This is a genomic window from Bacillus sp. P14.5 (assembly GCF_003316765.1).
Classification (GTDB): domain Bacteria; phylum Bacillota; class Bacilli; order Bacillales; family Bacillaceae_B; genus Rossellomorea.
The window spans coordinates 193,305-206,392 of the sequence record NZ_NIJF01000060.1; the positions used below are offsets into that span (position 1 = coordinate 193,305).

Annotated in this window: 15 protein-coding genes; 6 read left to right on the forward strand and 9 right to left on the reverse strand. The window is 38.6% G+C overall.

From position 1 onward, the window contains the following. The first annotated feature begins 148 nt into the window (after positions 1-148). Positions 149-1,225 carry an FAD-dependent oxidoreductase gene (locus tag B9Z54_RS08415; protein ID WP_113927969.1) on the forward strand — a complete coding sequence of 359 codons (1,077 nt, stop codon included), beginning with the start codon at positions 149-151 and terminating at the stop codon, positions 1,223-1,225. A gap of 303 nt (positions 1,226-1,528) precedes the next feature. On the opposite strand, the gene B9Z54_RS08420 is transcribed toward B9Z54_RS08415, so the two are convergent. From B9Z54_RS08420 to B9Z54_RS08440, 5 genes are all read right to left on the reverse strand, one after another. Then, complete coding sequence (locus B9Z54_RS08420; protein WP_113927970.1) at positions 1,529-2,623, reverse strand: ABC transporter ATP-binding protein; 1,095 nt, start codon at positions 2,621-2,623, stop codon at positions 1,529-1,531. Between the two features lie 22 nt (positions 2,624-2,645). Continuing rightward, positions 2,646-3,377, reverse strand: coding sequence for an ABC transporter permease (locus B9Z54_RS08425; protein WP_240189846.1), 732 nt, complete (start codon positions 3,375-3,377; stop codon positions 2,646-2,648). A 92-nt stretch (positions 3,378-3,469) separates the two neighbouring features. Continuing rightward, positions 3,470-4,348 carry an ABC transporter permease gene (locus tag B9Z54_RS08430; RefSeq protein ID WP_113927971.1) on the reverse strand — a complete coding sequence of 293 codons (879 nt, stop codon included), beginning with the start codon at positions 4,346-4,348 and terminating at the stop codon, positions 3,470-3,472. Then, a complete protein-coding gene (locus B9Z54_RS08435) occupies positions 4,332-5,570 on the reverse strand; it encodes an ABC transporter substrate-binding protein (protein WP_113927972.1) in 1,239 nt (412 codons plus the stop codon). Before B9Z54_RS08435 ends, B9Z54_RS08430 begins: the two co-directional genes overlap by 17 nt. A 38-nt stretch (positions 5,571-5,608) precedes the next feature. Further along, positions 5,609-7,033, reverse strand: coding sequence for a dihydrolipoyl dehydrogenase family protein (locus B9Z54_RS08440; RefSeq protein ID WP_113927973.1), 1,425 nt, complete (start codon positions 7,031-7,033; stop codon positions 5,609-5,611). 236 nt (positions 7,034-7,269) lie between these two features. On the opposite strand from B9Z54_RS08440, the gene B9Z54_RS08445 reads away from it, so the two are divergent. Next, positions 7,270-7,857, forward strand: coding sequence for a CDP-alcohol phosphatidyltransferase family protein (locus B9Z54_RS08445; protein WP_113927974.1), 588 nt, complete (start codon positions 7,270-7,272; stop codon positions 7,855-7,857). Between the two features lie 163 nt (positions 7,858-8,020). On the opposite strand, the gene B9Z54_RS08450 is transcribed toward B9Z54_RS08445, so the two are convergent. The 3 genes from B9Z54_RS08450 to B9Z54_RS08460 all read right to left on the reverse strand — a co-directional run bounded on the left by B9Z54_RS08450 (position 8,021) and on the right by B9Z54_RS08460 (position 10,239). Beyond that, positions 8,021-8,458, reverse strand: a complete 438-nt coding sequence (locus B9Z54_RS08450) for an OsmC family protein (RefSeq protein WP_113927975.1) — start codon at positions 8,456-8,458, stop codon at positions 8,021-8,023. 478 nt (positions 8,459-8,936) lie between these two features. Further along, positions 8,937-9,581, reverse strand: a complete 645-nt coding sequence (locus B9Z54_RS08455; RefSeq protein WP_240189847.1) for a TVP38/TMEM64 family protein — start codon at positions 9,579-9,581, stop codon at positions 8,937-8,939. 400 nt (positions 9,582-9,981) lie between these two features. Continuing rightward, on the reverse strand, positions 9,982-10,239 hold the full coding sequence (locus tag B9Z54_RS08460; protein WP_113927977.1) for a glutaredoxin family protein: 258 nt from the start codon (positions 10,237-10,239) through the stop codon (positions 9,982-9,984). Positions 10,240-10,327: 88 nt separating this feature from the next. Here B9Z54_RS08460 and B9Z54_RS08465 point away from each other — a divergent pair, with 88 nt between their 5' ends. The 4 genes from B9Z54_RS08465 to B9Z54_RS26450 all read left to right on the forward strand — a co-directional run bounded on the left by B9Z54_RS08465 (position 10,328) and on the right by B9Z54_RS26450 (position 11,849). Next, on the forward strand, positions 10,328-11,008 hold the full coding sequence (locus B9Z54_RS08465) for a Crp/Fnr family transcriptional regulator (protein WP_113927978.1): 681 nt from the start codon (positions 10,328-10,330) through the stop codon (positions 11,006-11,008). A 168-nt stretch (positions 11,009-11,176) separates the two neighbouring features. Next, positions 11,177-11,329 (forward strand): HAD family hydrolase, encoded by a 153-nt coding sequence (locus tag B9Z54_RS26440; RefSeq protein ID WP_345840705.1) that lies wholly within the window; start codon positions 11,177-11,179, stop codon positions 11,327-11,329. A gap of 8 nt (positions 11,330-11,337) precedes the next feature. Beyond that, positions 11,338-11,517 (forward strand): HAD family hydrolase, encoded by a 180-nt coding sequence (locus B9Z54_RS26445; RefSeq protein ID WP_345840706.1) that lies wholly within the window; start codon positions 11,338-11,340, stop codon positions 11,515-11,517. 35 nt (positions 11,518-11,552) lie between these two features. Beyond that, entirely contained in the window at positions 11,553-11,849 is a 297-nt protein-coding gene (locus tag B9Z54_RS26450; protein WP_345840707.1) for an HAD hydrolase-like protein, read from the forward strand. A 481-nt stretch (positions 11,850-12,330) separates the two neighbouring features. Here the strand turns inward: B9Z54_RS26450 and B9Z54_RS08475 are convergent, their stop codons facing one another. Next, positions 12,331-12,927 (reverse strand): histidine phosphatase family protein, encoded by a 597-nt coding sequence (locus B9Z54_RS08475; protein WP_113927979.1) that lies wholly within the window; start codon positions 12,925-12,927, stop codon positions 12,331-12,333. Between the last annotated feature and the right edge of the window lie 161 nt (positions 12,928-13,088).

Genomic DNA, 13,088 nt, shown 5'->3' on the forward strand with positions numbered 1-13,088 from the left:
TCCCGTCTTGATAATCAGGCTGTAAATCAGCTGCTTCTCAAACATAATAGTCAACTATTACAAGAGATATATACTGTAATAAGAGTTACAGTATATATCTTCTCATTACCTGTATAATATCCCTATAAGATACGGAAGGAGATACAATATGCACAAAGTAATTTTAGTTGGAGGGGGACATGCTCATCTCCATTGCTTAAAGCAAATCAGAAAAGAACCTCTCTCAAATACCCGGTTTATACTAGTATCTCCAAGTAAATATCAATACTACTCAGGGATGTTTTCTGGTTTTGCCGAAGGGATTTATCCTGAATCTGAAATTCGGGTTAATCTGGAAGAACTATGCAGGAAATCAGGAGTTGAATTCATCCAGGACTCAGCAGAGAAAATCTTAATATCCGAAAAGAAATTGATACTCGGAAACGGCTGCTCCTTGTCCTTCTCTCATGCCTCCTTTGATATCGGTTCAAGTACAAAGGTCAACCAGGTAAGTGGAGTAAATATTAATACAGTCAAGCCCAATTATCGCGTCCCCTCTATTATTAAGGAATTACAAAACGCTTCGTCTCCAATAATAGTAGGCGGAGGAGCTGCGGGTGTTGAACTTTGTCTTGCCTTATTACAAAGAAAGAAAAAGCTGAAAATGGATGGAACGGTAACTCTAATCAGCTCAAACCGACTGATTTCTAATGAATCTGCCAGCGCATCTAAGAGGCTTGAAAAGGAATGCAGAAAAAAAGGTGCACGATTATTTACTGGTGAACACGTAGAAGAAGTTTCCATAAAAGTCCTTAAAACCAATAAACAAACTCTTTCGCATTCAGGAGTTTTATTTGTTACTGGACCATCTTCTTTTCCAATTTTTAAAGAAAGCGGCATTACGGCAACGAAGGAAGGATATATGACAGTATCGGATACTCTCCAGAGTACTAGCCACCCGTTTATTTTGGGTGCAGGTGATTGTGTAACATTGCTATCTCATCCACGCTTGGCTAAAAATGGTGTTTATGCTGTCCGGCAAGGTCCTGTTTTATGGGAGAATATTAAGCGGATATTATCGAATAGGCCGCGAATTGAATTTTCTCCTCAGAAGAGATACTTGTCTATTTTATCAACAGGGGGAAAGCAAGCCATGCTATTATACGGTGATTTTTATTGGCATGGCCGGCTGCCTTGGAAAATAAAAAGCCTAATTGATAAAAAGTTTTTAAAGCAATATTTATAGAAGGGTTAAGACTTGATTGCTTCTCCAGGAAAATTCCTAGAGCCGGATTTTTCCTGGAAACGAGATTTTTCTTTTTAAACAGAGAGAGAGCTGCTCTTTTCTTTCTTGCTTACGAGGGTATCTCTTGCGAACTATGACGTGCCTTAGTGCCTTTTTTCCTATAACTTGTTTGAAAGAATGAGCTTATTATGGGTTTTCTGTATATATAGCTTATCAACCTCTTATTGATAAACTTTGTCTTCTATTAAATTTTTATATAAATATAAAATGTTACTAAACCCTTATAAACCAAGCAACCTGAAGTCATATGATAATTGCGTGCGAAATAGGATAGGTCAGCGTCACATGATCTCCTTCCTGAACATGCCATTCATACATAAGTTGAATTTTCGCTTGAATTTCCATGGTGCCTTCATCTAGTTTTAAGTGGTGAATTCCTTGGTAAAATGATGATTTGGTAACGACTCCTGATACACGAATAACTCCTTCCCCATCGATTGCTTGATGAGCTTGACCTTCCCTGTCATCCGGATAAAAGAGTTCTGGACGCAATATGAGATGACAGTGACCGTCGTTTTCACAGTTTTTAGTTGTTGTTTGAAAGGAGATCGTGCTGCTTACAGACGTAAATGCCCCATCTTTCTTGAAACCTTTCAGTATATTTTTAGCTCCTAAGAATGCAGCTGATTCAATTGTACTTGGTGCGGTATACAACTGATGAGGTGTTCCTACTTGTACCACCCGTCCGTTCACTATTATTGCGATGCGGTCTGATAATTGAAACGCCTCCTCACGATCGTGAGTGACAAAAATGAGTGTTGTATTGCTATCTTCTGCAATGGTTTTAACCAGGTCTCTCATCTCTTCCCTTAATTCGAAATCCAGTGCACTGAAAGGTTCATCCATTAACAATACATGAGGATCCATAACAAGTGCTCTCGCTAAAGAAACCCTTTGCTGCTGCCCTCCGCTCAACTCTGCAGGATTCTTGTTCTCGTATCCATTTAATCCTACTTTCTCTAATATCCTCTTCACTCGCATCATTCGTTCCTTCTTATTGATTCTTTTTATTTTCAACCCAAAAGCGACATTTTCAGCGACGTTCATATGTGGAAACAACAGTGCTTCTTGAAACACCATGCTGAAATTTCTTGTTTCTGCCTGGTTTCCTGTGACATCAACTCCATTGACGAAAAGGTTTCCTTCACTTGGTTCGATCAACCCGGCGACCAACCTGAGAAGGGTTGACTTTCCGCTTCCAGATGGACCAATAATAGTAAAAAACTCGCCATTTTCAATGAACAGGTTTACAGGACCAATTGAAAATGGAGCGCGGTCACTTTGTCCGTTTTTCACTTCAAAACTTTTCTTAATGTTATCTAGGTGAATTTCTGACATTTTCTATCTCCTTTTCAGAATCTTATAGCCTGCCTTTTATACCCATTGTTTTGTTTGTATGTTTGAAATAGGTTCTTAGCAAGAAATCCATCAATAACAGGGTCCCTATAGCGGCTAGAGTAAATACCACCGTATAAGCGGAGGCAATTGAAGGGTCTCCTCCCGTAATAAAGGGAAACATGATAATCGGTAGAGTGATCACCTGTCCGCTGCCGATCAGAAATGTAATCAAATACTGGCTTAAAGAGATAAGTATGCTTAAGCTCGCTCCTGCGATGATTCCCGGAATCAACCGCGGAAGTACGACGAACCAAAACCGCTGGAAGCGCCCAGCTCCAAGCATTCTTGCTAGTTCTTCCCACTGATGCCCGATCGTTTGATAGCTGATAGTCATGGCTCTCAACATATAAGGCAGAGTTGGTGGAATATGGGCAAGAACCACTCCTGTCATCGTGCCTGTAAGTCCCACACGAAGAAGAATAGAATGAATTCCCATCACTGCAACAAAGGAAGGGATAACAATAGGGGCATACATAACAGCCTCTATGAACCACTTTCCTCTTGTATTCATCCTGCCAAGGGCATCTCCTGCTGGAATGGCCAGCAGAAGATTGATGAAAGTGACGATAAGCGCAATAATTATACTTGTCCATAAAGCGTCAAACGTTCCCGAATGCTCCGAAAATAAATACAGCCAAGCCCTTCCTTGTATTACTTCAGGGACTATTTGCGGCCATCTCCACTGACTTGACATACTTGTTAGCACCAAGGGGATAAAGGGTATTAAAATGATGATAATCATCATAATTATTATAAAAATATGCAGAGAATGAACTATTTTTTTCATCAATTCCAACCACTTTCCTTCTTACTCCATTTTCGACTCAGCCGATAAGATATAAGTCCAAGCAAGGCAGTAATAAAGGCAAGGATAAGGTTTATTGCCATTGCTTCCGGCCGATTTTCCAACCCTCCGTTAGAAAAATGTTCATAAGAGAGTACTGATAGCATTTTAGGATAAGTTACGCCAAGTAAAAATGGAACCTCAAAAGCCGAAAAAGTAAAGGCGAAAACTATAAATGCAGCTGAAATCCATGCAGGCAGAACAAGCGGTAACATGATGTACCGAAAAGACTGGAACGGATTAGCTCCATAAACAGAAGCAACTTCTTTCCATGATTCATTAATTCGCTTCAGGACCGGGTAGACCATCAAGGAAATAAAAGGAGCTTCTTTCCACACATAAGCCAAAATCATTCCCCAACCGAATGGTTCGTTCACAAGGATGGGGAATTGAGATGGATCATCAATGAAGTCTGCCTTGTAAAGTATTCCTGAAAGCCATCCGCTCTGCATAAACAAAAGAACCATTAAATACGCTCCAACCAGGTGTGGAATTGTTAATGGAAGCTGAAAAAAACGATTCAACAGCTGTGTATTGATAGTTCCTGAAAGCCAGACCAGACAAATGGCCGCCATCATCCCAAGGACTGCTGAAAACATTGAAGATAATAATGCAACACGTAAACTCAGCGTTAGTGATTTCCAGAACTCCTCAGAAGACAGCAAAGCTTTATACGCTTGTAAAGACCACTCGTACTGCCCTGCAGCAGGGTTATATCCTGCACTTTGCAGAATTCCATTAAAAATTCCCCCATAGAATAAGATTACCATTGTTACAGTCGCTGGCAGGATAAAGTGCAGAAATTTATTCTTTCGCCACATGTTCCATCCAGCCCTTCTCTACAGCTTCAACATACTGTGCTGACAGCTCTGGAAGGCGGTTGCCGGCTAGAGTTTCTACTGGCAGAATCGAGTCGCCATCAAAAAGGCTGTTCACTGATTCCCTTTGTTTGTCTGACAGCTTTTCAGGGTGCAGTGCCATGATATCTCCCCAGTAATCAGGGTCTTGCTTCGTTATTTGAGCTTCAGGAGAGAGAAGGAAGTTAATCACTCTCATTGCTCCTGCTTTATTGGGAGCATTATATGGAATAGATAAGTAGTGAGTATTGGACAATGTCCCGCCGGTGAAAAGGGATGTTTTTGTGGTTTCTGGAAATGTTCCCTTCTGGATTTCTGTAGCTGCCTTGGCAGGATCGTATCCCATTGTCATCCAAATCTCTCCGTTAGAGTAGAGCTGGTCGGCTTTCGCCAGGCTTTCTGGATACGTTTGCCCTTTTCTCCATAAATAGGGTTCTATATCATTCAAGTACTCCCAGACAGAGGCAGAGGATTTTATGAACTGGTTTTCATCCTCCAAAGGCTGGCTGTACTGATCGTAGCCGCCGGTTAACTCGTAAAGAGCCATTCTTGTAAAGGCGCTTCCTGTAAAATCAGGAGGTGCGGGATAGGTAAATTTACCAGGATTCTCTTTTACCCATGTTTTTAGTTCTGACATGGATTGAGGTGGCTTTTTTACCTTATCTGAATCATAAACGAAAACAAATTGGGAAATTCCCCAAGGGGCTTCCAATCCATTCACTCTCTCACCAAAGTCAGTATTTATCTCTGGCGATTGATAGTTTACATATTTTTCAACATTTGGAAGCTTCTCAGCAAATGCACCGAGAAGCAGCTCGTTCTCTTTTGATAGCTTGAAGTTTTCACCATTCAGCCAAATGACATCCATACTTCCAATTTTTTTATTTACTTGTTTTTCATTAAGAAGCTGATTGATAATGTCTTTAGTATCATTCATAGGAATCCGATTCAAAGTAATATCAGCCTCTTCTTTCAAGCGAGGAGCAGCCCATTCATCTAAATACCTGTTGATCGCACTGCTGCCTCCCCACATATAGAGATTGACGGTTTGTCCTTCAGCTTCATTTTCAATTTCCTCCCATTCAGAAATTAATACATCAAGTTGGTCTTCCGTACTGTTTTCAGCAGGAGAACAGGCAGTCACTACCAATGCGAATAAAAGTAATATGAACAAGATCTTTTTCATTCAATGACACCTCTTCCTTTAATAGGTCTGCTTGTTTTTTACCGGAACCACTGAATGTATTTTTCAGCAAATTTAGGGACGATTCCCGAAAACAATTTTTCTCTCCAATATTGGTCGGCTGCTTGTGAAACTATGCTCCCATGTGTTGGGTATGGATGAATGACATTGGATATATCACCGATTTTATGCTTATTTGTTTTGGCAAAAACAATCTCCTGCATCCAGTCTCCTGCATTTTTTCCCACTGCATGTGCTCCTAGAATATAACCTTTTTTATCTGTGATGATTTTGATAAATCCTGTAGAATCACGTTCGGTTACAAATCGATCTACGTCCTCTGATAACACAGTGTACACTTTCACTTTTGAATGTGCTTCTCTTGCTTCGGTTTCTGTTAATCCTAAATGAAACACTTCTGGTTCCGTAAACGTTACCCACGGTACATGATCATAGTTAACTTTTTCTTTTACACCGAAAACCGCATTTCTGACTACTAGTTTTCCCTCAAGACCTGCTTTATGGGTAAATGGAAAGTGCCCATTGGTATCTCCAATAGCATAAATGTGAGGAACTGTTGTTTGTAAGTACTCATTAACCTGTATATTTCCTCTATTAGATTTGACACTAATCTTATCGAGGTTCAACAGATCTGTATTAGGCTTTCTTCCAGCTGAAAGAAGAATTTCATCTGCTTCTAACTCGATATTTTTTCCTTTTGTTTCAACTGTAACCACCTTTTTGCCGGCTGCAACTGCTACATGAATTACCTTGCTGTTAAATAAGAAAGATAGTTCACTTTTCAGTTCTTCATAAATCCTCTTTTGAATATCATGATCTTCCCTGCCGAAGACTTTGTCATTCGCTTCAATAACCGTTACTTCAGATCCGAATCTGGCAAAGGATTGAGCCATCTCAAGCCCAATTGGTCCTCCGCCGATTACCACTAGGCGTTTAGGGACTTCTTTCACATTGAAAATCGTTTCATTAGTAAGAAATCCACTTTCCTTCAGCCCTTCTGTTGGGGGGATATTCGGTCTGGAGCCTGTAGCAATGACAATCCGTTTCCCGTAGATCTTTTCTCCTTCGTCTATTTGAATAACATGAGAGTCAACAAAGCTTCCTTTTCCTGAATAAATCTTGACTCCGAGCTTTGTGAAACGATCTTTACTGTCATGATGTTGAATATCAGAAATTGATTCTCTGACACGATTCATTGCTTGTACAATAGAGGGACTGCCTTCAAATGTTAGTCCAAACTCTCTAGCTGCCTTCTGTGCCTGATGAACTTCCTTTGCAGCAGTAATTAGAGCCTTTGAAGGCACACAGCCATAATGAAGACAGTCGCCTCCTAATTCTGAGTTCTTTTCTATTAATGCAACAGAGGCTCCAAGGCTGGCTGCCCCCGCAGCTACAGTTAAACCTCCTGCACCTGCACCAATGACAATTAGATCATATTTATTCATGAATAATCCCTCTTTCATCTTGATATTGGATTTTATAAAATGTAAAGTGTAAAATTCAACTGATTGATTACATGAAAGTAGTATAAGTTACTTTTTACGCTATTTCAGTAAGACACCTTACACGCAAGCAGAGTCTCCAATAAATAATATTTATAGGAGTAATCGATGTTACATCCATTACTATACTTTTGACCTATAATAATCCAAAAAGTAAAGAAAAAAGCAGGTGAATGCAATTGCTTGATACTCATGCTCGTAAATATGTACAGCCTTTTATCGGAAAAACAGCAGATGTTCTCTTAACATGGGGATTAAATGCAAACCAAGTAACAACCATTTCTTTTATGATCGGAGTCACTTCAGGTTTCTTTATTTACTTTGATTTCGCAGTCGTCGCGATAATTGTTCTTTGGTTCTCAGGCTTTCTGGATGCAGTTGATGGATCGATGGCCAGAAAAACTAAGAGCTCTGCATGGGGAACTCTCCTTGATGTAAGTTTTGACAGGCTCGTTGAAATCAGTGTAATTCTGGGTCTGGCGTTCCGATATCCAGATTCGATGTGGGCTCTTCTGCTTCTAAGTGTATCTATTATATATGCAATGACTATTTTCCTTACAGTAGGAGCTCTCTCTGAGAAAAAAGGAATTAAATCGTTTTACTATCAGGCTGGATTGGCTGAACGGACTGAAGGCTTCATTTTATTCTCACTAATGATTCTGCTTGCAGACTATTTAACTTTATTCACCCTGTTATTTCTGTTTGTTGAAGTATTCACTACCTTACAGCGGCTTGCAGAGGCTCGAAGAATTATGAGGGATATTTAACAAATTGGAACATTTTACATAAGCAAGCTGAACTAAACTACGCTTTGCGCGTTGTTATTCATTGGTTCAAGTGAGCTTAAGAAAAGTAAATTTGGCCCATCATTTCTGCTGAAAATCAATTTAAAGACGAGTAAGCTTAAAGCTTACTCGTCTTTATAATTGCTTATGCTTTTTTCCAGCTAGCGATCATTTCTACGTTTGCAGCAACAAGAGTTGTATAAATTGGACAACGAGTATCCACAATGCGTTGAAGTTCTTGCACTCGTTCTTCTGACTCGCTTGTCTGAACCTTAGCGTTTACTGTAATTTTTTCAAAATATGGACGAACCCCTTCTTCTCCCATCATTCCTCGGGGGTCTATCTCCCCAGTAACTTCGAATTCAATGCCTTGAAGATCAAAATTTATTTCTTTGGCAACAAAATTTGCAATTGCATTTTCACAACCGCTTAATGATATTAGAAGAGTTGCTAAAGGATTGGCACCCTTGTCTGTCCCTCCCATTTTATGCGGTTCATCAATCACAACTGTATGTTGGTGTGAAGAACCTCTAGTATTCATACCCTTTGAAGAAGCGGTAATTTTCTCGATCATTTTAGACATTTCATCTATCTCCTTTTCCTACTATTTTTAGTAATACCCAAGAAAATTCAACCAAATAAATCTCTTGGTGCTTGATATTCTTTTAAATAGCAAAACAAACTAAAGGTCAACAGCTAAATATTTGATGTTGCAACATTTATGCATTTTGTCTTAATATTTCACTGGATGACCCACAGCGAGGAATAGTCTTTTTTAAAATTGAGCCTGCTGCAGGTGAATAATACTTATAGCAAACTAGGTTTTCTGGAATCTCTTAATACCTATTATCAATGGAAAATATTAATGCCAACCGGTTGGTACAATCAAACATTAACATGGATTTAAAAGTTCTTACAATCTATTACGGTTCCTCTGTAACGCAGCTTACATTTTCAAGTGGAATTCGCTATATACCCTAAATGTTGATTATTATATTCATCTTCATTCTTGAAAAAATGAAGCCATGCAAACTCTGTTCAAGGATTTAAGAATTTCCTTTTTAATGATTCTCTAAGTATCTTTTGATTTTATTCTTAAATAAAACCGGTACAATAGTTAAGATTATAAAAAACGCAATGGCTGCTATAATAATCATATTGTTCTGCGATGCAGCACTGGAACCCAGGAAGTTATAAGCGAAGGTTCCAGGAATGATCCCTGCTACTGTTCCCGAAAAAAAATGTGAGAAGCGTACTTTAGAAGCACCAGCTGCATATGAGATTAAGTCAAAATTAAAAAGCGGAATTAAACGAAGCAAGAGCACTACAGTAAAACCATTTCCCTCTACTTTCTTTTGAATAAATGCAGTTTTACCTCCATTCTTCCACTGCCACTTTCCCTTCCCGATTTTTCGGGCAACAAAAAATGCCAAAGCTGCCCCTAAAGATGCCCCTGTAACAGTTAAAGCGGTTCCTAAAGCCGGACCAAAAGCCAGCCCGCCTGCAAGCGATAGAACGGAGGCAGGAAATAATATTAAAGGTCTGAATGTATATACAATTACAAACAAAACAGGAGCCCAGATTCCTATAGAAAGGATCTGCGCCTTTATTGCTTCTGGTGATAGATCAAGCACAGTCCTGTTGATTATAATAAGTACAATAATCAATAGACTGACCAACCCTATCTGAACCCATCTTTTTTTCATAAGCATCACCTTTTTTATGAATTTAACTCACTTATATCTTACAGTGCTGCCAGCATTCAGTTTTGTATGAAGGCTTACAGTGATTGTAATAATTGCTTAGGCGGTATATCTATCAATTGAAAAAAGAAAGAAGGATACAAAAGTATCGTCTTTTTGATTCTTCAAAAAGGTTAGTATTACTCTGACTTCTGAATCAAGTTTCGGTGATAGATCATCCCCCTTGTTTCATAGGATCACATGAACATTCCCGACAATCGATCTTGGCCAGGCATCATGCAGTTACACTTTTAGATAGGTATTACCGCATCTTAGTCATGCGGAATGTAAGAAAGGTTACTGTATTTTTGTATTTCCAAAGCTAAAATAACAGTACTTTGCTTTACGAAAGAAGGGCTATGCTCTAACATCCATCAACATATAAGTGGAGCTCATGTACATTCTCATCTTTTAGAATCTTGTTTAATTGGCAGCCAGTAAATATTTTGTTGTCCGCTCGTAATGCTGGAATGACAACTTCGCCGTTAATGGCTTGCAGCTCTGCCGCAAGCGATTTATGCTTTAAGATATTGCGTTCAATAAAAGGCAGTGAAAGGGAATTTAGCCGGCCTCTTACTTTATGACATTGTGAACAACCTTCTATCGTGTACAATAAAAGCATTGATCCTCCCTCCTTCCTAATTAGTTTACGATGACGTACTAATATGTGCAGTAAGGGAGATTACATTCAGAATGGAAGGAATAGAAAAATGGACAAATTAACTTTATTATCACACATAAGCTTATTCGATGAACTGCCTATGGAAGAATTGAAAGTCATTGATAAAATGAGTGAGATGCGTCCCGTAAAAAAAGGGACTATTATTACCTCACCCGACCAGCCGATACCAGCTCTTTTCCTCTTGAAGGAAGGACAAGTGCGACTATACAGGATGAATCATCAAGGAAAACAGTTCACTGTTGATATTCTTACTAGTGGAAATATTTTTGGTGAGACGTCTACTTTATCTTTAACAGACGATGATATATTTACTGAAGCAATGACCGATACTTATCTTTGTGTTATTGGAATTGTCGAATTCGAAAACTTTATCGAAAACAATCCTAAAATTGCTTTGAAGTTAATCAACATTCTGTCTCATCGATTAAAAGAAGTTTACACACTCAGTGAAAAAATTGCCTTGAATGATGTAAAATACCGCATATTGTTTCTCTTTTTGAAACTCAGTGAAAAAACAGGTAAACGGAAAAATGAATGGCAAACCATTAATATGAAATTGACTCATGCAGACATTGCCGGAATGGTTGGATCCACCCGGGAAACCACCAGTGCCATGATATCCACTTTAAAAAAGGAGGGATATATCAAAAAGGGATTGAAATGGTCTGTAAATGCGGATAAGGTGCAAGAAGTGCTTAAATTAGGTTAGCTGCCACATTGGTACTTAAAGGCATTTTTATCTATGCTTTCTACCAGTTGATAAATACTTTTAACTTCACCCCTATTTCATTTCTTAAATGTTTTAATAATAGGAAAGAAGGTTATCAAATGTTCTTAGAACTTTTGAAACCAATAAAGCGGAAGGGAAGGATGACTCTTGAAGCCTGAGATTAAGGCATTTATATTCGATGTATACGGAACACTTTTCGATGTTCATTCTGTTAAAGAAAAATGCGATGACATTTTTCCTGGTAAAGGATTGAGTATCAGTCAATCCTGGAGAAATAAGCAGCTGAATTACTTTTTTTAAGACAGTTAATGGGGAGGTACGAAAACTTCGAAGTGGTTACGAGAGAAGCACTAAGGTATGCTATTGCCCAAAATCATGAAGATTGGACTGCAGAAATCGAGGATAAACTAATTACTGCCTATTCAGAGCTGGCTCTGTATCAGGAAGTTAAAAAGGTATTAGCTGAACTAAAAATAAAAAAGCTATAATATTATCAAACGGTACAAACCACATGCTTCAGTCAGTGGTCAAAAATGCAGGCATAAATCATTTTTTTCATTCGATTTTGAGTATTGATGATGTAAAGCAGTATAAACCAACTGCAGCAGCCTATAATTACGCATTGATTCAATTAGGATTTCAGAGAGAGGAAGTTCTTTTCATGTCCTCTAATGGGTGGGACATTTCGGGTGCGAAGAATTTTGGATTTCATACCGCTTGGATAAATAGAAGCAATGCTCCTTCAGAAAAGCTGGGGTTAGCGCCAGATTCTATTTATGAAGATATAACAGGCATTCTTGAATGGAAAAGTCAAGAATAATGATGTTTACTATAGATAAATGAGCAGTAAAACACTGTCGCTTCTCTTCAGAGGACGATTCATAGATTGAGGACAATAAACTAAAGCTTGCTCTTTTCTTGGCTTTTAAATTTAAAAGTCAGCTGACCTATGTCAAATGAAAGACTCTATTAGTCTGTTTTAATAGATTTGCCTGAAATTTCGATGAGGCTTAATATATGGATCACTATTTTATTCTTACACTCCAACAAGTCGAGATTAGCCATCAGCAGCAGATTACTTTTTCCGCTGAACGGATCACTGTGACTAAGCACAGTGATCTCCCTTCGGCTGTTATACACCTTCCCGTTACACCTCTAGTTTCCTCGATAAGTGAATAAACCTTTCCTAACATGTAGAAATTTCCAGTTGGATTTTTCTCCCTTTCTTCATTCGACAATTTCTGACTATTCACCTTTGCCCCTACAGAAAAATTAATTCTAATAGTGTATATAACCAATTATCAGAGCTTAAGTATTTCTCCATCAGGTATTCCTGCCATTCGATCAACCCCTACCAGCCGCTCCCCATCAAACTCCATCCGGTAAACATCCGGTTTGGTTGTGCTTTTCAAGAATTCCAAACTATAGAATTTTTGATTGAAATAACCCATCATCAATGTCATGACTGCTCCATGAGTACCAACGACAATTCTTTGTCCGGCATATGTTACCAATATCCCCCTTAACTGCTTCACTGCCCTTCGTTGACAGTCAGCGTTGGATTCTCCCCCATCCAATGCATAGTCAGGTTCTGAAAATGATTGTTCTAAGAGTGGTAGTAACTCCTTGTCCGCCAACCTTTTGTCATCGGCGGTAAAAACCCTTTCTTTAAGATCCTCAAATTCTACCACTTCTTTTTCTATTAATTTTCCAATTGGCTCAACAGTTAAAACGGAGCGTTTATAAGGACTGGAAACAACTGTTTGTATGCCTTCTCCTTTTAATACTTCCGTTATTTTATGGACATCTTCTTCCCCTTTTCCAGTCAATCCTCTTAACCTTTCATGACCCTCCTTTGGTGAATCTCCATGCCTGACCATATAGATAAAGGTCCTCATTTCCTCTCCTCCATTTATGTTAATTAATTTATAAATATAAAATAACATACCATTCTTATGGAATTTCATAGTAACATTAACACAGGAAAAAAGTTTTTTGAATTTTTTGAACCAATTAACCATTTTTTCTATCTAATGATAAACGACCAAGAAATTGCCGG

Bases quoted from the DNA above. Each gene is read 5' to 3' on its own strand.
- B9Z54_RS08415 (WP_113927969.1), top strand. From the start codon at position 149: ATGCACAAAGTAATTTTAGTTGGAGGGGGACATGCTCATCTCCATTGC.
- B9Z54_RS08420 (WP_113927970.1), bottom strand. From the start codon at position 2,623: ATGTCAGAAATTCACCTAGATAACATTAAGAAAAGTTTTGAAGTGAAA.
- B9Z54_RS08425 (WP_240189846.1), bottom strand. From the start codon at position 3,377: ATGTCAAGTCAGTGGAGATGGCCGCAAATAGTCCCTGAAGTAATACAA.
- B9Z54_RS08430 (WP_113927971.1), bottom strand. From the start codon at position 4,348: ATGTGGCGAAAGAATAAATTTCTGCACTTTATCCTGCCAGCGACTGTA.
- B9Z54_RS08435 (WP_113927972.1), bottom strand. From the start codon at position 5,570: ATGAAAAAGATCTTGTTCATATTACTTTTATTCGCATTGGTAGTGACT.
- B9Z54_RS08440 (WP_113927973.1), bottom strand. From the start codon at position 7,033: ATGAATAAATATGATCTAATTGTCATTGGTGCAGGTGCAGGAGGTTTA.
- B9Z54_RS08450 (WP_113927975.1), bottom strand. From the start codon at position 8,458: ATGTCTAAAATGATCGAGAAAATTACCGCTTCTTCAAAGGGTATGAAT.
- B9Z54_RS08455 (WP_240189847.1), bottom strand. From the start codon at position 9,581: ATGAAAAAAAGATGGGTTCAGATAGGGTTGGTCAGTCTATTGATTATT.
- B9Z54_RS08460 (WP_113927977.1), bottom strand. From the start codon at position 10,239: ATGCTTTTATTGTACACGATAGAAGGTTGTTCACAATGTCATAAAGTA.
- B9Z54_RS08465 (WP_113927978.1), top strand. From the start codon at position 10,328: ATGGACAAATTAACTTTATTATCACACATAAGCTTATTCGATGAACTG.
- B9Z54_RS26445 (WP_345840706.1), top strand. From the start codon at position 11,338: ATGGGGAGGTACGAAAACTTCGAAGTGGTTACGAGAGAAGCACTAAGG.
- B9Z54_RS08475 (WP_113927979.1), bottom strand. From the start codon at position 12,927: ATGAGGACCTTTATCTATATGGTCAGGCATGGAGATTCACCAAAGGAG.